Origin of the sequence: Tardiphaga sp., assembly GCF_025356345.1 — a bacterium.
In the GTDB taxonomy this organism is placed as follows: domain Bacteria; phylum Pseudomonadota; class Alphaproteobacteria; order Rhizobiales; family Xanthobacteraceae; genus Tardiphaga.
This window is the reverse complement of record NZ_JANXTC010000123.1, coordinates 21,278-39,634: the sequence shown is the minus strand read 5'-3', so window position 1 is coordinate 39,634 and position 18,357 is coordinate 21,278. Positions and strand designations below refer to the sequence as shown.

Here is an 18,357-nt window from a genome sequence, read left to right as displayed (position 1 = left end):
GTCGACGCTGGTCAAGCTGCTGGCGGGCAAGCTGCCGCCGTTCTCCGGCCAGGTCACCCGCGCGGACAAGCTCTCGGTCGGATATTTCGCGCAGCATCAGGTCGACGAACTCAATCTCGACGCTTCGCCCTACGATCACGTCCGCAAGCTGATGCCGGACGCCCATGAGAGCAAGGTGCGCGCCCGCGTGGGCAGCATCGGGTTCTCCGGCAAGGCAGGCGACACCAAAGTCAGCAGCCTGTCCGGCGGCGAGAAGGCACGCCTTCTGCTCGGCCTCGCGACCTTCTTCGGTCCCAACATGATCATCCTTGACGAGCCGACCAACCATCTCGACATCGACAGCCGCGCGGCGCTGGCCGAGGCGATCAACGAATATCCCGGCGCCGTGATCATGGTGTCGCATGACCGCTATCTGATCGAGGCCTGCGCCGACCAGCTGTGGATCGTCGCCGACAAGACCGTCACCAATTTCGACGGCGACCTCAACGATTACCGCCGCATCGTGATGCAGCAGCGTGGCATGCGCGCCAGCTCGCGGGATCGTGCTGCCACCGCCGAAAAGGGCAACGGCAAGGAAAAGGGCGCGCCGAAGATCAAGGAAAAGAAGCTGCCGCTGAAGCAGCGCGTCGCCGAAGCCGAAACCGAAATGGCCCGCATCACCGGCATCATCGCCAAGATCGATCTGGCGCTGGCGACGCCGGGCCTGTTCAAGAAAGACCCCAAGCAGGCCGCCCAGCTCAGCAAGGCCCGCTCCGGCGCCGCCGCCGCACTTGCGCGTGCCGAAGAGACGTGGCTCGCGGTGAGCACGCAGTACGAGAACAGCTGACCGATAGGCCGCGTTCGAGTTTCAACGGTCGGCTCGTTGTCGAGATCGATACAGATTGGCGGCTTGAATCGACCTGAGACTGGTTACGGCTCGCGTTGTGTCCGCGAAACCTCATGCGTCAATCGCCCCACGGCGTGCGATCGGCAGGGCTGGCGAGCCACGCCCGATAATCATGAGGACTGCGTTTACGCCATAGCCATCAAACGCCGCCAGCGTTCTGCTGCGATCGGATCAGTTTGCCGAGGAGCGCGGCGAGCTGAGCTCGCTCCTGCGCATCCAGGCCACTGACGAGGCGCTGCTGATTTGCGATGTGAGCCGCTACCGTGCGGTCGATCAACGCCAGACCATCGGCCATAAGCGCCACCAACGTTACCCGTTTATCCGCCGGGTTGGGCCTGCGCCCGACCAGTCCGGCATTCTCCAGTCGGTCGATGCGGATGGTGATGCCCCCCGATGAAATCATCGCCGCCTCATAGAGCGCGGTGCGGCCGCTCTGCCGCTGGCTGCTGGAATGCTGCGCCAGCATCTGGCGGACCTCCCCCCGCCTGGTGGCTGATGGCGGGGTTGTGCCTTGCGCTCGCGCTCATCGCTGCGCGCTTTCGCCCCAGCGACCGCCTCGTCCTCCCCCTCTGATGACAGAAGCCTTGCAATGGCCTTTTACGACACGGCTGGCCGCACCAATGATTGCATCGGAATTCTTGGGGCGAGCTTCCCCGCCGTGGTGGCTCCCCGCAACGCTTGCCGGCGCAGCCACTGAAGGCGGTTGCGCCGGCAATTCTTGGAGATGTTCCTTCACGGACGCGGTGCGGCATATTTCGCTCAGCAGATATGGGCACCTTGCGCATTCTTCCAAGGCTGCAAAAGGCATCGCAACGATCACACCGATCCAACCACTGCCACGCAATCGACCTCGACATCGAACGGCCCGGGCCAGGACGGCACATGCATGAAGATGCGTGGCGGCTGACCATTCGCAAAGACGCGGTCATAGACGGTGTTGAAGCGGGCGAAATGCGACGGATTCGGCGTGCAATAGACGTTGCATTTGATCACGTCGGCCAGCGACGACCCCGCAGCCTCCAGGCATGTCTTCATTTGCTGGAGCACTATTTCGGCTTGCCGCTCGAACGGCATTGGCTTGATGTCGCCGGTCTCCGGGTCGAACGGCGGCAGGCCGGACAAGTACACAAAGCCATTGACCACCACCACGGGATAGGTCGCAGGACCGTTGCGGTAGCGCTCCAGATAGCCTGAAATTGGATCGACGCGAAGTCTTTGCATGGCGCTCTCTCTGCTGATGACGCGAGGAAGCTAACCGGGAAGCGAGCGTCGATGGTTCGGCCGATACCGAACTATCATTGCGTTACCATCATTGCCTGCTGACGGCGCGCGGTCCTCTCGCGCCGCTGTCTCGAACTCGGCTGGGTGGTGCAGGAGCGTGAGCCGGTGTCGCGCCTGACGGCCGCGGGTCGCGCATGGCTTGCGCACCACCCTTGGCGTCAATCTGGATTTCGAGGGTCAGCCCTGCTGGGCCTGCGCGCGCTTCTTTGCCTTGGGCCGAGCGGCCTTCGGTTCCGCCACCGGATCCGGTCCGCGCTCGACAACGGTCAAGCGGCCGGCCGTGAAGGTGTAAATGCCGGCACGGGCACCGCGCGAATAGGTCAGCACCGCGACACGGTCGCCGCGCGGATTGTTCGACAGGCTGACATTGTCAGGCGCACCGGCGCCGCGCGCCACGTCACATTCGGTATGGCCAAGCGCAACAACGCCCGAATTGCTCGGCGCGCCCGCGGTACCGTCCGCAAGCGCATTGGCATCGCGCGGCGCCATGCCAGGGCACTGCCCGTCGGCGCTGATCAGATCCTCGGGGCCCACCGCCTTTTCAGGCGACAGCGGCGGTGTCTCGATGGACACGTTCTTGATGAACACCCGGCCCGGCTTCGAGAACCAGTCAGCGTCCTTCGACAGCAGATCCGACGAAAACATCTCGCTGCCAACGCCCGAGCAACCCGCCAACAATGGCGTGGCCAACACCAGTGCGAGCATTCCCGTTCGATAGAATCTGTGTTGTCGCACGATCAACTCTATTCCCACTCAGACAGCTAAGCGTCTGTACCAACATCTATTTGCGGCGCCAGCGTGGCTGACCACCAAATCGCCCCATGGAAAGCTAGGATTATCATTAATTACCGGTGATCGCCACTGCGCCGCTAATTTTTACGCTGCCACCGGCCACGTTCATCCGTCTGCCAGTAAGTCACGGAAAAACCACGTGACTTGCTGTCGGTCCAGGCGGCACGGGCAACTGCCAGCGCCTCGCCGTCATCGCCGTTGAACACCATGACGACGCGCTCGTAGCTCTCCGCGTCCGGCGGCAGGGTCGCATTGTCCACCAGAAACCGGACCTGGGCCCGATTCGGATTGCCGTCCTCCGTCGCCAGCACGATTGGCTGCTCGGCGACGTCTTCCACACGCCAGCAGGCGTGTGGAAGAAATGAATCCTCGCGGTAGGTCCACAGATGCGCGTCGAGCGCGTCGACGCGTTCTTCCGACGTCGACTGCACCACCACCCGCCAGCCGCGCTCGAGCGATTTCTCGAGCAGCGGCGGCAGCACGCTTTCCAGCGTCATGTTCTGCAGATGGTAGAACAGGACCTCGGTCATCGCGTCGCGTTACTTCCTGGGTTCGTAATAGTCCGCGACCAGCCGCTCCAGCAGCCGGACGCCATAACCCGAAGCCCAACTGTGGTTGATCTCGGTCTTCGGCGCGCCCATCGCGGTGCCGGCGATATCGAGATGCGCCCAGGGCGTATCGCCGACAAAGCGCTGCAGGAACTGGGCGGCGGTGATCGATCCGCCATGGCGGGCACCGGCATTTTTCATGTCGGCAAACTGCGAATCCATCAGCTTGTCGTATTCCGGTCCCATCGGCATCCGCCAGACCTTCTCGCCGGTGGCCTGCCCGACCGCATATAGCCGCTCCGACAATTCGTCATTATTCGAGAACAGGCCGGCATGTTCGGTGCCGAGCGCCACCATGATGGCACCGGTGAGCGTGGCCAGATCGATCATGAATTTCGGCTTGAAAGTCTCTTTGACGTACCAGAGCACGTCGGCGAGCACGAGCCGCCCTTCGGCATCGGTATTGATGATCTCGATAGTCTGGCCCGACATCGAGGTGACGATGTCGCCTGGTCGCTGCGCGTTGCCGTCGGGCATGTTCTCGACCAGGCCGATCGCGCCGACGACATTGATCTTGGCCTTGCGGCCAGCCAGCGCGTGCATCAGGCCGACGACGCAGGCGGCGCCGCCCATATCACCCTTCATGTCCTCCATGGAGCCTGCGCCCTTGATCGAGATGCCGCCGGTGTCGAAGGTGACGCCCTTGCCGACAAAGGCGACCGGCTGCTCCCCCTTCTTGCCGCCGTCCCAGCGCATGATCACCATCCGACCGGGCTGCACCGAGCCCTGCGAGACACCGAGCAGCGCGCCCATGCCGAGCTTGGTCATCGCCTTGACGTCGAGCACTTCAACGACCACGCCGAGCTTCTTCAATTCAGAGGCGCGACGCGCGAATTCGACGGGAAACAGCACGTTTGGCGGCTCGTTGACCAGTTCGCGCGCCAGGATCACGCCGTCGACAATGTGGTTGTTCGGCGCAAACGCCTTCTTCGCGGCGGCGACATCGCCGACGGCGAAAGACACGGCGGCGCTGACGGAATCATCCTCGCCATCCTTCTTCTTCGTCTTGTAACGATCGAACTTGTAGGCGCGCAGCAGCACGCCCGACGCAATCGAGGCCGCCTGCTCCGGCGCCATCGCGCCGGACGGCAGTTCAGCCACCACGGTGACGGCGTCGATACCGGCGCGAATTTTTCCCGCCAGCACGCCGCCGAATTTCAGCAGGTCGCTGTCCTTGAGCTCCTCGACCTTGCCAGTGCCAATCACGAGCAGGCGGGAGGCCTTGAGGCCTTCCGGCGCCAGCAGATCGAGCGTCGAGGCGCTCTTGCCCTTGAACTGGCTGGTCGCGGCGGCCTTTTTGACCGTCGCGGCGGCATCGCCCAATGCCTTGGCGGTGGCGGCGCCGAATTTTAGCGTATCGTCGCAAAACACCACCAGCATACCACGGGCTGCAGTGGAAAATGGAACGAAACCGACCTTGACGGCGTCGGACATGGGGAAATCCTCCAAAATAAATATAGGCTGTCGCAGGGGCGGGCGAGAAACCGGTCAGTGCGGCGGGGTCAGGTGTTTTGTTGTCGCCACAGCGGGAGCCGTCAAGGCCGGCGCGGCGTGGAACGCCGTCACCTGGGTAGTTTTGTCGTGTTATGGTCGTATATCGCCGAACAACCGTCCCGAATCGACCGGGGCCGCTCCGCGTTGCGCGGGCCAATCGGCGCCCTTTAATGTTTCGCCTTGTGTCTCGTCATCCCGTCCGGCCATGGCCGCCGCGAATGTCTGCGTTCCTTGGCTGTACCCGCTACCGGCGGATTGCGAAATGGCCCGGTTTTGGTGGCCCCAGAACCACATCAGCCCAATATTAACCACAACCGGCGGCGGGACATCGCCCGGCCATTTTGTTGACCAATCAAAGAGATGGTAAATGAGATAGGTATAGCGCCTGAAGACGGCGGCGTGGCCATGGGGATCCCGCATCGGGATGGACACGCCGGCGACTTGCAGGTCGGGGATGGGATTATTCGGACCGATGGGGTCGATCGACAGATATATCTTCCGCACGACGCTGGCGTCGTTTGCGCTGGTCCTGGTCAGCCTGACGGGCGTGATCTGGATCACGCAGGCGTTACGCGGGATCGATCTGATGACGAGCCAGGGGCAGACCATTCTGACCTTTCTCGGCGTCACCAGCCTCGCGATTCCGGTGCTGGTGCTGATCATCGCGCCGATCGCGCTGATGATCGCGGTGTCGCACACCCTCACCAAGCTCGCGACCGATTCGGAAATCATCGTGATGAACGCCGCCGGCCTGTCGCCGCTGCGGCTGTTCCGGCCGTTCTTGTTCGCGACCGGGGTGGTGGCGCTGCTCGTCGGCTTTATCGGCTCGTACCTGGCCCCGGACGGCATGCGCCGGCTGAAGCGCTGGGACGCCGAGATCACCGCCGACGTGCTGACCAATATTCTGCAGCCAGGACGCTTCGCCCAGCTCGATCAGAATCTGACCATCCGCATCAAGGAACGGCAGCCCGGCGGGCTGCTGGTCGGCATCTTCGTCGATGACCGCCGCGATCCCAAGGAACGCGTCACCATCATCGCCGATCACGGCACGGTACTGAAGAACGATGACGGCTCATTCCTGATTCTCGAGGACGGCAATCTGCAGCGCTTCGAGATCGGCAAGAACGATCCCGCCATGGTCGCCTTTGGCCGCTACGCCTTCGACATGTCGAAATTCTCCAACCGCAGCAAGGATGTCACCTATGGCATCCGCGAACGCTATTTGTGGGAATTGATGTCGCCGCCGCCCGACGATCCGATCTATTTGCAGATGCCGCGCCAGTTGAACGCGGAGCTGCATGACCGCTTCATGGCGCCGATCTACCCGCTGGCGTTCGCGGCGCTCACTTTCGCCTTTCTCGGCTCGCCGCGCACCACGCGGCAAAGCCGCAACTTCTCGATCGGCAGCGCGATTGCCGCCGTCTTTGGCCTGCGCATGGCCGGCTTTGCCTGCTCGGTGATGGCCGCGAAGTCGGATTATGCCGCGCTGCTGCAATATCTGATGCTGGCTTCGACCATCGGCGTCAGCTTCTGGATTATCGCAGGCGGGATCGTCATCGAACCGCCAGCGGGGTTGATGGAGGCCATCAACCGCTCCAATGCGCGCCTGCTGCGGCTGGCCCGCTTCGGCAAGCCGCCGGTGGCGACATGAACATGATCACCAACACCATCGGGCGGTATTTCGCGGGCCGCTTCCTGACCGCCGCGGTCGGCGTTTTCGCCAGCATCTTCATGCTGCTGGTGCTGGTCGATTACATCGAAATGGTGCGCCGGACCTCGGGCCTCGCTTCGGTATCCGCGATCACCGTGGCGCAGACCTCGCTGTACCGGGTGCCGCAGCTGCTCGAAAAGATGATGCCGTTCTGCATCCTGATCGGCGCCATGACCTGCTACCTCGCACTGTCGCGACGGCTGGAACTGGTGGTGGCGCGCGCCGCCGGCGTCTCGGCCTGGCAGTTCATCGCGCCGGCGCTGGCCAGTGCGCTGATCCTCGGCGTGCTGGCGACGGTGGCCTACAACCCGATGTCGGCCAACCTGCGCGAGCTGTCGAAACAGATGGAAGCCGAGATGTTTGGCGACGCCTCGGGCGGCGGCGTCCAGGACGCGGCCGGGTTCTGGATCAACCAGGCCAACAGCGAGGGCCAGGCGATCATCAATGCCGCCCGCAGCGAGCAGCAGGGCCTCCGTCTGACCGGGCTGAGCGTGTTCCGGTTCGACACCAATTCGCAATTCAAGGAGCGTATCGAGGCCCGTGAGGCGCTGCTGGAGCCCGGCCGCTGGCTGTTCAAGTCGGTACGCCGCTATTCCCTCGATTCGCCTGTGGTGGAGCAGGACAGCATGTATCTGGCCACTTCTTTGACCTCTGCCCAGGTCCGAAACAGCTTCTCGACCCCCGAAACAGTGTCATTTTGGCAACTTCCTTCGTATATCAGGTCATCCGAAAGTTCTGGATTTGCAACCGCGGGGTACCGACTTCAGTATCACAAGCTCATTGCACAGCCATTTTTGCTGGTCGCAATGGTGATGCTGGCGGCGTCGGTCAGTCTGCGGTTCTTCCGGATGGGCGGCGTCCAGAAAATGGTTTTGAGTGGCGTCGGGGCAGGCTTTCTGCTCTACGTTTTATCGAAAGTTACGGAAGATTTGAGCAAGGCTGAGTTGATGCATCCGATTGCTGCGGCGTGGCTGCCTGTGTGTGTGGGCGGCCTGACCGGCTTTTTGGCCTTGTTGTACCTGGAGGATGGGTAGTTGGCAGTGTTCGCCGCCCTCCAAGGACGAGCGCCCGGGAAGAAGCCACGCATGACCATGCGCGGCGGTCGATCCTGCACGTGCGCAGCCGTAGGTCCCTTTGTCGCGATCGCTCTGGGAATGGCTACCGCGTTGAGCGGTGTGGCCACGACCCCGGCTGCCGCGCAGGGCTTCACCTACAACCCACCTCATACGCGCCCGAAACCGGCTCCCGCCGCCCAGACCGGGCAGATGCTGGTGCAGGCTGTCGAGGTCAATTACGATTACAACAATTCTCGCGTGGCCGCGGTTGGCAGCGTGCAGATGTTCTATAATGGAACGACGGTCGAAGCCGACAAGGTGATCTACGACCAGAAGACCAAGCGCCTCCACGCCGAAGGCAATGTCCGGATGACGGACGCCGACGGCAAGATCACCTATGCCAATCTGCTCGATCTCAGCGACGACTACCGCGACGGCTTCGTCGATTCGCTGCGCGTCGACACCGCCGATTCGACCCGGATGGCGGCGACCCGTGCCGAGCGCAATGCCGGCAACTACACCGTGTTCCAGAACGGCGTGTACACCGCCTGCGCCGCCTGCAAGGACGATCCGAAGAAGCCGCCGCTGTGGCAGGTCAAGGGTGCCCGCATCATCCACGACCAGACCGAAAAGATGATGTATTTCGAGGACGCGCGCCTCGAATTCTTCGGCGTGCCGATGGCCTATCTGCCCTATTTCTCGACGCCTGACCCGACCGTGAAGCGCAAGACCGGCTTCCTGATGCCCGGCGTCACCTCGGTCACCAATAACGGTTTCGGCATCGAGACGCCGTTCTATTGGGCGATCGCGCCCGACTACGACGCCACCATTTCGCCGCGCTACACCACCCGCCAAGGCCTGCTGATGCAGGGCGAATTCCGGCAGCGTCTAATGGACGGCGCCTACCAGATCCGCGCCTATGGCATCAACCAGCAGGACCCCGGCGCCTATGCCAACACTGTTGGCGACAAGGCCTTCCGCGGCGGCGTCGAATCCAAGGGCCAGTTCGCGCTCAACGACAAGTGGGTCTGGGGCTGGGATGCCGTCGCGCTGAGCGACTACACCTTCCTGCAGGACTACCGCCTGTCGATGTACAAGGACCCCTACGCCTCGTTCCTGAACCTGCAGACCGAGGCGATCTCACAGCTCTATCTGACCGGCGTCGGCGATCGCAGCTTCTTCGATGCGCGGACGATCTATTATCTGAGCTTCTCCGGCTCCCAGAGCTCGGTGCCCGTCGTGCTGCCGGTGGTCGATTACGCCAACGTCGTCAGGAACAACATTCTCGGCGGCGAGCTGAGCTACAAGACCAACTTCACCAGCCTGAGCCGTGACACCGCTGATTTCAATTCAATCTCGACGCTCGGGACCGCCAATTCGCTGTGCAACACGACCTCGGCAGATCCACTGGCACGCACTCCCGCCAATTGTCTGCTGCGCGGCATGCCCGGCACCTACACCCGCTTCACGGCGGAAGCGGAATGGCGCCGGTCCTTTACCGACCCGATGGGCCAGATCTTCACGCCGTTCGCGATCATGCGGGTTGACGCCATCAACTCGTCGATTTCGAACCAGCCCGGCGTCTCCAACTTCCTGCCGGTCGGCGACACCCAGGCGCTGCGGGTGATGCCGACGGTCGGCCTGGAATATCGCTACCCGTTCATCAACGTCCAGCCGTGGGGAACCACGACGCTCGAGCCGATCGCCCAGGTCATCATTCGCCCGAATGAGACCTATGCCGGCAAGCTGCCGAACGAAGACGCGCAAAGCATGAATTTCGACGCCAGCAACCTGTTCAGCGTCGACAAGTTCTCCGGCTATGACCGTGTCGAAGGCGGCAGTCGCGCCAATGTCGGCGTTCAGGCGACCACCCAGTTCGACCGCGGCGGTTCAGTCAGCATGCTGTTCGGCCAGTCCTACCAGCTGTTCGGCATGAACTCCTTCGCCGTCCATGACGTCACCAACACCGGGGTTGATTCCGGCCTCGCAACGTCGCGGTCGGACTATGTCGCCCGCGTCAATTATTCGCCGAACCGGACCTACACCTTCAGCACCCGCGCCCGCTTCGACGAAGCCTCCATGAATGTTTCGCGCTTCGAGGCCGAAGGCCGCGCCAGCTTCGACCGCTGGTCGGTCAGCCTGATGTACGGCAATTATGCGCCACAGCTGGATCTGGGCTATTTAACGCGCCGCGAGGGCCTGCTCGGCAGCGGTTCGATCAAGGTAGCCTCGAACTGGGTCGTAACGGGCGCCGCGCGTTGGGATCTTGAAGCCAACAAGATCAACCAGTACACCGTCGGTGCCGGCTATGTGGACGACTGCTTCATCATGGGCGTAAATTACGTCACGTCGTATAATTACGTCTCGAACCTGGCCACGCCGCCGGTGTTGAGCCATTCCGTGATGTTGCAGATCGGGCTGCGGACGCTCGGCAACTCGACGGCTGCGGGCGCCAACGGTGCCATTCAGTAGCCTTAGTTCTGCGCCGTAGTGGTTGTGAGCCACAGGCGGAACCGTGCCGGGGCGTGATGTCCCGCCGCGGCGTATTGAAACACGGGTTTCAAGAAAGCTGATACGGCAGTCTGACATGAGCACCTTCACCTTCCGGCGCACCACCGGCGCCATCCTGACCGCCGCGATGATCCTGCTCGGCGGCGCCTCGGCGTCGCAGGCGCAGGGCGTGGCCGTCATGGTCAATGGCGAACCGATCACCAATTACGACATCGAGCAGCGCACCAAGCTGACCGTTCTGTCGTCCCAGAAATCTCCCAGTCGCCAGGAAGTGATCGACGAGTTGATCAACGAGAAGGTGAAGATCCGGGAAGGCAAGAAATACAGCGTCGATCCCGCCGCCTCCGAGGTCGATGGCGCGTTCCAGAACATGAGTTCACGGATGCGCCTGACGCCCGAGCAACTGGTGCAGTCGCTGGCCACCAAGGGCATCCGACCAAACACGCTGAAGAGCCGCCTGAAGGCCGACATGGTCTGGAACGCGATCGTCCGCGGCCGTTTCAAGCAGAGCCTGCAGGTCGGCGAAAAGGAAGTCGACAACGCCGTGCAGGGCGCCGGGGGCGATGCCACCACCGAAGCCTTCGAATACCAGATGCGCCCGGTGGTGCTGGTGGTGCCGCGCGGCGCGCCGGCCGGCACCATGGAAGCCCGGGCCAAGGAAGCCGAAGGCTTGCGCGGCCGGATCCAGAGCTGCGATGAGGCCAACCGCACCTTCAAGTCGATGCAGAACGCGACCATCCGCGACACCGTCGTCAAGACCTCGGCCGACCTGCCGCCGACGCTGCGCGACCTACTCGACAAGACGCCGATCGGCTCGCTGACGCCGCCGGAAGCCACCCGTCAGGGCATCGAAATGGTGGCGCTGTGTTCGCGCAAGCCGACCAAGGTGGACACCCCCAAGAAGCGCGAAGTCCGCGACAAGATGTTTGCGGAAAAATTTGACGCCAAGTCGAAATCCTACCTGCAGGAAATCCGCAAAGCGTCGATGATCGAATATCGGCAGCAATAATCACCGGCTTAGGCCGCGACCGGCTTAAGGCGGCAGCATGGCACAACCTCTCGCGCTGACATTGGGCGAACCGGCCGGCATCGGCCCGGACGTCGCTATCGCCGCATGGCTGCGGCGGCGCGAACACGACCTGCCACCGTTCTATCTGCTCGGCGACCGCGACTTTATCGCCGCCCGCGCCAGGATGCTCGGCCATGACCTGGCGATCGTCGACGCAACGCCGGCCACAGCCGCTGCGGCCTTCGCTGATGCGCTGCCGGTCGTCTCGACAGGCGATGCCGTCACGGCGCAACCCGGCCGTCCTGACGCCTCCAGCGCCCCCGCGGCGATCGCCTCGATCCGGCAGGCCGTCGCCGATGTCGAGGCGGGCCGTGCCAGTGCGGTGGTCACCAACCCGATCGCCAAGCACGTGCTGTATCGCGCCGGTTTCAGCCATCCCGGCCATACCGAATTTCTCGCCGAACTCGCCGCCCGCGACGGCAAGACACCGATGCCGGTGATGCTGCTGTGGTCGCCGACGCTGGCGGTGGTACCTGTGACCATCCACGTCTCGCTGCGCGACGCCATCGAGCAACTGACCAGCCAGTTGATCACCGCCACCGCGCGGATCGTCGTCGCCGAGCTAAAGGCTCGGTTCGGGCTGCGCCGGCCGCGGTTGGCGATCTCCGGCCTCAATCCGCATGCCGGCGAAGACGGTGCGCTCGGCGACGAGGAGCAGACCATTATCGCGCAGGCGATCACGGTGCTGCGCAACGAGGGCATCGACGTGCGCGGCCCGCTGCCGGCCGACACCATGTTTCATCCGGCGGCGCGCGAAACATACGACTGCGCGATCTGCATGTATCACGACCAGGCGCTGATCCCGATCAAGACCATCGCCTTCGATGACGGCGTCAACGTCACGCTCGGCCTGCCCTTCATTCGCACCTCGCCCGACCACGGCACCGCCTTCGACATCGCCGGCACCGGCCGCGCCAATCCCTCCAGCCTGATCGCGGCGCTGAAGCTGGCCGCGCGCATGGCCGGGACACAGCCGTCATGAGCGGCATCGACGACCTGCCGCCGCTACGCGAGGTGATCCAGAGCTTCGATCTCTCAGCGCGAAAGTCGCTTGGCCAGAATTTCCTGCTCGACCTCAACCTCACCGCCAAGATCGCCCGCGCCGCCGGTCCGCTGGAGGGCGCCACCATTGTCGAGATCGGTCCTGGTCCCGGCGGCCTGACCCGCGCGCTGCTCGCCATGGGAGCCGGCCGTGTCATCGCGGTAGAGCGTGACGAACGCGCGCTCGGCGCGCTGCAGCAGATCGCGGCGCATTATCCTGGCCGGCTGGAGATCGTGATCGGTGACGCGCTGACCTTCGACCCGCGGCCGCTGCTCAACGGCGAACGCGCCAAGATCGTCGCAAACTTGCCCTACAACATCGCCACGCCGCTGCTGATCGACTGGCTGTGCACCGAACCATGGCCGCCGTGGTACGACATGATGGTGTTGATGTTTCAGCGCGAGGTCGCCGAACGGATCGTGGCGCGCGAGGACGACGAGGCCTATGGCCGGCTCGGTGTGCTCGCCAACTGGCGCGCGGAGACCCGCATCCTGTTCGATATTCCGCCGACCGCTTTTGTGCCCGCGCCGAAGGTGACATCCTCGGTGGTGCGCTTTGTCCCCCGAGCAACACCCGAACCATGCGACCGCCGGATGCTCGAACAGGTCGCCGCCGCCGCCTTCGGCCAGCGCCGCAAGATGCTGCGACAAAGCCTGAAGGCGCTTGGCGCCGATCCGGAACGGCTGTCGGCCGCGGCCGGCGTCGAAGCGACGCGTCGCGCGGAGACCGTTCCGGTCTCGGGCTTTGTTGCCATGGCGCGTGAATTAGCCGATATACGAAAGCCAAAAAACGAGCCATAGGGAGAAGAAAATGCCGTTGATGCGCAGGCAATCGCTGGTCAAGTTCGACGCGCCATTGTGCGAGACCATCGTCGACACCCCGAAGCCGCAGGGCCACGAAGTTCTCGTCCGCGTCGAGCGCTGCGGCCTGTGCCATTCCGATCTGCACATCCAGGACGGCTATGCCGATCTCGGCGGCGGCAACAGGCTTGATACCACCCGCGGCATGTCCCTGCCCTTCACGCTCGGCCACGAGATCGCCGGCGTCGTCGACGAAGTCGGCCCCGATGCCTCCCGCGATCTGATCGGCAGAAAAGTCGCCGTCTTCCCCTGGATCGGCTGCGGCAAGTGCCGCGACTGCCTCGCCGGCGACGAAAATCTCTGCGCCCGCAACCGCTATCTCGGCGTCGCGCTGGATGGCGGCTTCGCCAGCCACGTGTTGGTGCCGGACAGCAAATACCTGCTCGACTACGATCCGCTGCTGGTCAACATGGCGGCCACGCTGATGTGCTCGGGCGTCACCGCCTATGGCGCGCTGAAGCGGCTGATCGATCGGCCACGGCAACGCAACCTGCTGCTGATCGGCCTCGGCGGCGTCGGCATGATGGGGCTGGCTTTCGCGCAGGCCATGTTCAAGCAGCCGATCTCGGTCGCCGACCTCAACCCGGCGGCGCGCGAGGCCGCGCTGAAGAACGGCGCCGCCTTCGCTTATGATCCCGCCGAACCCGATGTCGCCAAGCGCATGGTGAAAGAGAACGACGGCGGCTTTGACGGCGTCGTCGATTTTGCCGGCAACGACAAGTCGATGGGTTTCGCGGTGTCGACCGTGGCACGCGGCGGCAAGATTGTTGTGTCCGGCCTGATGGGCGGCAACTTCTCGCTGCCCATGGTGCAGTGGATCTACAAGCGCATGACGATCGAGGGCTTCATGGTCGGCACGCTGGCGGAAGCGCGCGAGTTGATGGATCTCGCCCGCGCCGGCAAGATCAAGCCGACCCCGATGAAGGAAGAGCCGATGGCCGAGGCGCAGAAGTGGATCGAGGAGTTGCGTGCTGGCAAGGTCGTCGGCCGCGTCGTGCTCGCCAACTGACACCACGCCCGATGACGGCGCCGGGCGAAATTCTGACGCTGCCAAGGCGCGTCCGAATTTTGCCCCACGCCGCGCGAAATTGCGGCTCATTGCGACCCAGATCGCAGCCGATCGTCCCCCCGGGCAAGAGTCGCCCAACTCATCATCGGGGATTCGTATGGCTAACCGGGCCGCGACAATTTCGGCCGTCATCATCAGTGCGATGGTGGCTGTCTCGCTGACGACAATTACCAAGAGTACCGCCGCCGACGAATGTCTGACGGCGCCAAAGGCCGATGCCCCGGGCGGCGGGCACTGGTACTATCGCAGCGACCGCGCCACCAAGCGCAAATGCTGGTATATCAGCGATCAGCGCGAGGGCGCAGAACGCAAGACCGCCTCCGTCGCACGCTCGGTCAAACCTCGTACGTCGCCAACTCTGCCGAAATCAATCGCAAACGCGCGAGCTGAGATTTTCGACGCGGCACCTGATCGTGCCAGCGCCGCGATGCCCGCGGCGCTTCCGGCGCCGGCGTCGGCACCGACCCTGGTCGCGGCAGCGGCGCCGCCCGCCGCCGACGAATGGGTAATGGCCGCGCGCTGGGCCGATCGCGGCGACCCCGGCCCTGTCGCCACTTCGGCGCCGGTGGTCGAGGCACAGCAGCCAACAGAGCCGGTAGACGAGCCGGAAGACGGCTATTCCTGGATATTGATGGCCCTGCTGGCCGGTGCGCTGGCGTTTGGCGGCACCGCCATTGCCGTCATCATGCGGCGGCGCCGCGCCCGACAGATCGAGGGCGACAAAATCCGCGAGCCGTTTCGGATGGACTGGAACGAGGATGACAATACAGAGATATCTCCGGTCGCCGAACCTCCCCCCGACCCCACGATGAAATGGGTGCGGATCGCCCGTGAGATTCAGGAGACCCGCAATCTCGGCCGCGAGGTCGAGGAGTTGCTGGCCAGTTCACCGCGGCGCCCGCTCGCCTGACAGTTAATATCGTCCGGGACATGATCGCAAACTGCGTCAGGCCTAAAGCTGCTGCCGCAGCTTTTGCACGAAGGCGGTGACGCCGACCTGGCGTTCCAGCTTCAGTTGCTCGGCGCGCAGGATCGATTTCACCGCCTCGAAGGCGATGCCGATATTGTCGTTGATGACGATATAATCATAGGCGTCGAAATGACTCATCTCGTCGCCGGCCTTTTTCATCCGACCGCGGATCACCTCGTCAGAATCCTGCGCCCGGGTATGCAGCCGCTGCTCCAGTGCCTGCACCGAGGGCGGCAGGATGAAGACGCTGACCACATCCTTCGGCGCCCGCCCGCGCAATTGCTGCGTACCCTGCCAGTCGATGTCGAACAGCACATTGTGCCCGGCCGACAGCGCGGTTTCGACCGGTCCGCGCGGCGTACCATAGCAATTATCGAACACCCGCGCCCATTCCAGCAATTCGTCGCTGGCAACCATCGCGTCGAACCGCGCCTGATCGACGAAGTAATAGTCGCGCCCTTCTATTTCACCGGGACGCATCGGCCGCGTCGTGACCGACACCGACATCCGCAAATCCGGGATCTCGTCGATCAGCATCCGCGTCAGCGTGGTCTTGCCGGCGCCGGACGGCGACGACAGCACGAACATCAATCCGCGCCGCTCGACGCCTACGAATACAGGATTGTTGGAAATCGTCATTCGAGATTCTGAACCTGTTCGCGGAACTGCTCGACCACGTTCTTCATCTCGAGGCCGGTATTGGTCAATTCCAGATCGTTGGATTTCGAGCAGCAGGTGTTGACCTCGCGGTTGAACTCCTGCGCCAGGAAATCCAGCCGGCGGCCGACCGGGCCACCCTTGCCGATCATCTCGCGGGCTTGCGAGATATGCGAGGCGATGCGGTCGAGCTCCTCGCGGATGTCGGCCTTCGCCGCCATCATCAGCGCTTCCTGGTTGAGGCGATCGGAATCGAATCGATCCGACGATTCCAGCAAGGCGGCGATCTGTTCGGCGAGCCGCGCGCGGATCGCCTCGGGCTTGCGTCCCGGCGCCGCCTCGGCCTTGTTTGCCAGTGTCTCGATCTCGGCCATGCGCTGCGACAGAATTTCGCCGAGCGTGGTGCCCTCGCGCTTGCGCATCGCGACCAGCGCGGTCAGCGCTTCGTCGAAGGCCGCGGCGACGGCAAGCCTGGCAGCCTTGTCCTCGGCCTCGTCGGCCTCCGGCTCGACCACTTCGATGACACCCTTGATCGCCATCAGACCGTCAACGCTTGGCGCCACCGCGTCGATCTTGCCGGCGAGGTCGGCTGCGATTCGCAGGATCGAATTCAGCACTTCCTCATTGACGCGAATGGTGGAAAGCGCGTTGCCGCGTTTCACCGTCAGGTTGGCGTAGACGGTGCCGCGCGACAGCACCTCGGTGGCCCGCTTGCGGGCGATCGTTTCGAGTTCGTCCCAGCCCGGCGGCAGCCGCATCCGAAGGTCAAAGCCCTTGGCGTTGACGGACTTCAATTCCCATTCGAACGCATATGGCCCGCTGGTACCGTGGCTTCGCGCAAAGCCGGTCATGCTCGACAGCGCCATCGCGGAACGTCTCCAGAAATACGAGTGAGATTCGCGACCCGCGAACCATGCTCAGGTTACGGCCTTTTCAGGCCGAGGGAAATTCAAGGCCGAATTCAGCCGGCTGACCGCGACACGGCGCCTATTGCTGGACCACCGGTGGCGTGGTGGACGATTGTGCGGCACCCTGACGGGCTGGTGCCGCCGGGCGGGCGCGCTTGGCCGGAGCGGGCTTGGCTGCCGTTCCGGTCGCCGCATTGGCGTCCGCGGGGACGGCGGCGGCCGAAGCGGGCGCTGGCGCGTCATCGGACGGCTCGACGGCGTCGTTCTGCACCGCCTTCTCCATCGCCCGCAGCCGGGCCACGTTCTTCTGGTGTGCGTCATAGGTCTCGGTGAAGCTGTGGCCACCGGTACCATCCGCCACAAAGAACAGGTCGCGGGTGCGCGCCGGATTGGCGGTCGCCTCCAGCGAAGCGCGACCCGGATTGGCAATCGGTCCGGGAGGCAGGCCTTCGACGACATAGGTGTTGTAGGGAGAAGGTTGCTGAATCTCGCTGCGCTTGATGGGCCGGCCCAGCGTGCCCTTGCCGCCGACAATGCCATAGATGATCGTCGGGTCGGACTGCAGCTTCATCTTCTGGCGCAGGCGGTTAACGAACACCGCCGCCACGCGGCTGCGCTCATCGGCCTTACCGGTCTCCTTCTCGACGATCGACGCCAGCGTCACCAGTTGCTCCGGCGTCTTGACCGGAATGTCAGCGTTACGGCGCTCCCAGATTTCGGCCAGCACGCGCTTCTGCGCCTGCTGCATACGCTGGATCACCTGGTCGCGCGAGGTACCGCGCGGGAATTTATACGTCTCCGGCAGCAGCGTGCCTTCGCGCGGCATCTCCCGGATCGAGCCGGCAAACAGTTCATTGTCGGTCAAGCGGCCGACGATCTGTTCGGAAGTGAGGCCCTCCGGCATCGTGACGGAGTGTTGCACCACCTTGCCTTCGACGATGGTCCCGATCACGTCGCGCAGATTGGCGTGTTTCTGAAACAAATACTCGCCGGGCTTCAGCTCGGAGCTGGCCTGCAGTGCGAACACGCTGCCGATAAACACCCAGCGATTGGCATCGATCACGCCTTCGCGCAGCAGCGTCTCGGCTATGTCGCCCTTGCCCGCGCGGGCGGGAATGTTGACGATCTTTTCCTCTTCCAGCGGTCCGGGCGTCTTCAGCGCCTGACGGCCATAGACATAGACGCCACCGGCCCCGATCATGGCAACGATGATGATCGTAATGATGGCATTGCCGGCGATCACCAGCGGATTGCGGGCATGATCGGAACGCTTCGGCGGCGGCGGAACCTGCTCGGGCTCCAGCGCGGCGCGTGGACTCCTGGGCGAAATGGGCGGCCTTTCACTCATCGATATAACCTGAATCCTGTCGGTTCAATCGTGACGGGTCGAATCCGGACCTCGCCATTAGCATACGCCCGAAGTAGGAATTAGCGCGGAATGCGG

The 18,357-nt window shown here is 63.7% G+C and carries 17 protein-coding genes; 9 read left to right on the top strand and 8 right to left on the bottom strand.

The window, feature by feature from the left end:
- Nucleotides 1-826: ATP-binding cassette domain-containing protein (locus tag Q0S16_RS07370; RefSeq protein ID WP_295846563.1), on the top strand; the 826-nt coding region annotated here is incomplete at its 5' end.
- Between the two features lie 199 nt (nt 827-1,025).
- Here Q0S16_RS07370 and Q0S16_RS07365 read toward each other — a convergent pair.
- The 5 genes from Q0S16_RS07365 to Q0S16_RS07345 form a co-directional block, all read right to left on the bottom strand.
- Nucleotides 1,026-1,352 carry a MarR family transcriptional regulator gene (locus Q0S16_RS07365; RefSeq protein ID WP_295846561.1) on the bottom strand — a complete coding sequence of 109 codons (327 nt, stop codon included), beginning with the start codon at nt 1,350-1,352 and terminating at the stop codon, nt 1,026-1,028.
- A 350-nt stretch (nt 1,353-1,702) separates the two neighbouring features.
- Nucleotides 1,703-2,107, bottom strand: a complete 405-nt coding sequence (locus tag Q0S16_RS07360; RefSeq protein ID WP_295846559.1) for a RidA family protein — start codon at nt 2,105-2,107, stop codon at nt 1,703-1,705.
- Between the two features lie 237 nt (nt 2,108-2,344).
- Entirely contained in the window at nt 2,345-2,872 is a 528-nt protein-coding gene (locus Q0S16_RS07355; protein WP_295846557.1) for a hypothetical protein, read from the bottom strand.
- Between the two features lie 164 nt (nt 2,873-3,036).
- Complete coding sequence (locus Q0S16_RS07350) at nt 3,037-3,489, bottom strand: DNA polymerase III subunit chi (RefSeq protein ID WP_295846556.1); 453 nt, start codon at nt 3,487-3,489, stop codon at nt 3,037-3,039.
- Nucleotides 3,490-3,498: 9 nt separating this feature from the next.
- Complete coding sequence (locus Q0S16_RS07345) at nt 3,499-5,001, bottom strand: leucyl aminopeptidase (protein WP_295846555.1); 1,503 nt, start codon at nt 4,999-5,001, stop codon at nt 3,499-3,501.
- A gap of 532 nt (nt 5,002-5,533) precedes the next feature.
- On the opposite strand from Q0S16_RS07345, the gene lptF reads away from it, so the two are divergent.
- From lptF to Q0S16_RS07305, 8 genes are all read left to right on the top strand, one after another.
- Entirely contained in the window at nt 5,534-6,712 is a 1,179-nt protein-coding gene (gene lptF, locus Q0S16_RS07340) for an LPS export ABC transporter permease LptF (protein WP_295846552.1), read from the top strand.
- Nucleotides 6,709-7,806: an LPS export ABC transporter permease LptG gene (gene lptG, locus Q0S16_RS07335; protein ID WP_295846550.1), complete on the top strand. Its 1,098-nt coding sequence runs from the start codon at nt 6,709-6,711 to the stop codon at nt 7,804-7,806. The genes lptF and lptG overlap by 4 nt, the downstream gene beginning before the upstream one ends.
- A gap of 120 nt (nt 7,807-7,926) precedes the next feature.
- Entirely contained in the window at nt 7,927-10,299 is a 2,373-nt protein-coding gene (locus Q0S16_RS07330) for an LPS-assembly protein LptD (RefSeq protein WP_295846543.1), read from the top strand.
- A gap of 115 nt (nt 10,300-10,414) precedes the next feature.
- A complete protein-coding gene (locus Q0S16_RS07325) occupies nt 10,415-11,347 on the top strand; it encodes a SurA N-terminal domain-containing protein (protein ID WP_295846541.1) in 933 nt (310 codons plus the stop codon).
- Between the two features lie 37 nt (nt 11,348-11,384).
- A complete protein-coding gene (gene pdxA / locus Q0S16_RS07320) occupies nt 11,385-12,389 on the top strand; it encodes a 4-hydroxythreonine-4-phosphate dehydrogenase PdxA (protein ID WP_295846539.1) in 1,005 nt (334 codons plus the stop codon).
- Entirely contained in the window at nt 12,386-13,249 is an 864-nt protein-coding gene (rsmA, locus tag Q0S16_RS07315; protein WP_295846537.1) for a 16S rRNA (adenine(1518)-N(6)/adenine(1519)-N(6))-dimethyltransferase RsmA, read from the top strand. The genes pdxA and rsmA overlap by 4 nt, the downstream gene beginning before the upstream one ends.
- A gap of 10 nt (nt 13,250-13,259) precedes the next feature.
- Nucleotides 13,260-14,318 (top strand): alcohol dehydrogenase, encoded by a 1,059-nt coding sequence (locus Q0S16_RS07310; protein ID WP_295846535.1) that lies wholly within the window; start codon nt 13,260-13,262, stop codon nt 14,316-14,318.
- A 157-nt stretch (nt 14,319-14,475) separates the two neighbouring features.
- On the top strand, nt 14,476-15,288 hold the full coding sequence (locus Q0S16_RS07305; protein ID WP_295846533.1) for a hypothetical protein: 813 nt from the start codon (nt 14,476-14,478) through the stop codon (nt 15,286-15,288).
- A 42-nt stretch (nt 15,289-15,330) separates the two neighbouring features.
- Here the strand turns inward: Q0S16_RS07305 and gmk are convergent, their stop codons facing one another.
- The 3 genes from gmk to mltG form a co-directional block, all read right to left on the bottom strand.
- On the bottom strand, nt 15,331-15,987 hold the full coding sequence (gene gmk, locus Q0S16_RS07300) for a guanylate kinase (RefSeq protein WP_295846531.1): 657 nt from the start codon (nt 15,985-15,987) through the stop codon (nt 15,331-15,333).
- A complete protein-coding gene (locus tag Q0S16_RS07295) occupies nt 15,984-16,871 on the bottom strand; it encodes a YicC/YloC family endoribonuclease (protein WP_295846528.1) in 888 nt (295 codons plus the stop codon). The genes gmk and Q0S16_RS07295 overlap by 4 nt, the downstream gene beginning before the upstream one ends.
- 121 nt (nt 16,872-16,992) lie before the next feature.
- Complete coding sequence (gene mltG / locus Q0S16_RS07290; RefSeq protein ID WP_295846525.1) at nt 16,993-18,261, bottom strand: endolytic transglycosylase MltG; 1,269 nt, start codon at nt 18,259-18,261, stop codon at nt 16,993-16,995.
- Nucleotides 18,262-18,357: the final 96 nt, after the last annotated feature.

What these genes read in the sequence shown, in the direction of transcription:
- pdxA (WP_295846539.1), top strand. Translation starts at nt 11,385, where the DNA reads ATGGCACAACCTCTCGCGCTGACATTGGGCGAACCGGCCGGCATCGGC.
- Q0S16_RS07345 (WP_295846555.1), bottom strand. Translation starts at nt 5,001, where the DNA reads ATGTCCGACGCCGTCAAGGTCGGTTTCGTTCCATTTTCCACTGCAGCC.
- gmk (WP_295846531.1), bottom strand. Translation starts at nt 15,987, where the DNA reads ATGACGATTTCCAACAATCCTGTATTCGTAGGCGTCGAGCGGCGCGGA.
- Q0S16_RS07355 (WP_295846557.1), bottom strand. Translation starts at nt 2,872, where the DNA reads ATGCTCGCACTGGTGTTGGCCACGCCATTGTTGGCGGGTTGCTCGGGC.
- Q0S16_RS07310 (WP_295846535.1), top strand. Translation starts at nt 13,260, where the DNA reads ATGCCGTTGATGCGCAGGCAATCGCTGGTCAAGTTCGACGCGCCATTG.
- Q0S16_RS07325 (WP_295846541.1), top strand. Translation starts at nt 10,415, where the DNA reads ATGAGCACCTTCACCTTCCGGCGCACCACCGGCGCCATCCTGACCGCC.
- Q0S16_RS07350 (WP_295846556.1), bottom strand. Translation starts at nt 3,489, where the DNA reads ATGACCGAGGTCCTGTTCTACCATCTGCAGAACATGACGCTGGAAAGC.
- Q0S16_RS07360 (WP_295846559.1), bottom strand. Translation starts at nt 2,107, where the DNA reads ATGCAAAGACTTCGCGTCGATCCAATTTCAGGCTATCTGGAGCGCTAC.
- rsmA (WP_295846537.1), top strand. Translation starts at nt 12,386, where the DNA reads ATGAGCGGCATCGACGACCTGCCGCCGCTACGCGAGGTGATCCAGAGC.
- Q0S16_RS07365 (WP_295846561.1), bottom strand. Translation starts at nt 1,352, where the DNA reads ATGCTGGCGCAGCATTCCAGCAGCCAGCGGCAGAGCGGCCGCACCGCG.
- lptG (WP_295846550.1), top strand. Translation starts at nt 6,709, where the DNA reads ATGAACATGATCACCAACACCATCGGGCGGTATTTCGCGGGCCGCTTC.
- mltG (WP_295846525.1), bottom strand. Translation starts at nt 18,261, where the DNA reads ATGAGTGAAAGGCCGCCCATTTCGCCCAGGAGTCCACGCGCCGCGCTG.
- Q0S16_RS07305 (WP_295846533.1), top strand. Translation starts at nt 14,476, where the DNA reads ATGGCTAACCGGGCCGCGACAATTTCGGCCGTCATCATCAGTGCGATG.
- Q0S16_RS07330 (WP_295846543.1), top strand. Translation starts at nt 7,927, where the DNA reads ATGGCTACCGCGTTGAGCGGTGTGGCCACGACCCCGGCTGCCGCGCAG.
- lptF (WP_295846552.1), top strand. Translation starts at nt 5,534, where the DNA reads ATGGGGTCGATCGACAGATATATCTTCCGCACGACGCTGGCGTCGTTT.
- Q0S16_RS07295 (WP_295846528.1), bottom strand. Translation starts at nt 16,871, where the DNA reads ATGGCGCTGTCGAGCATGACCGGCTTTGCGCGAAGCCACGGTACCAGC.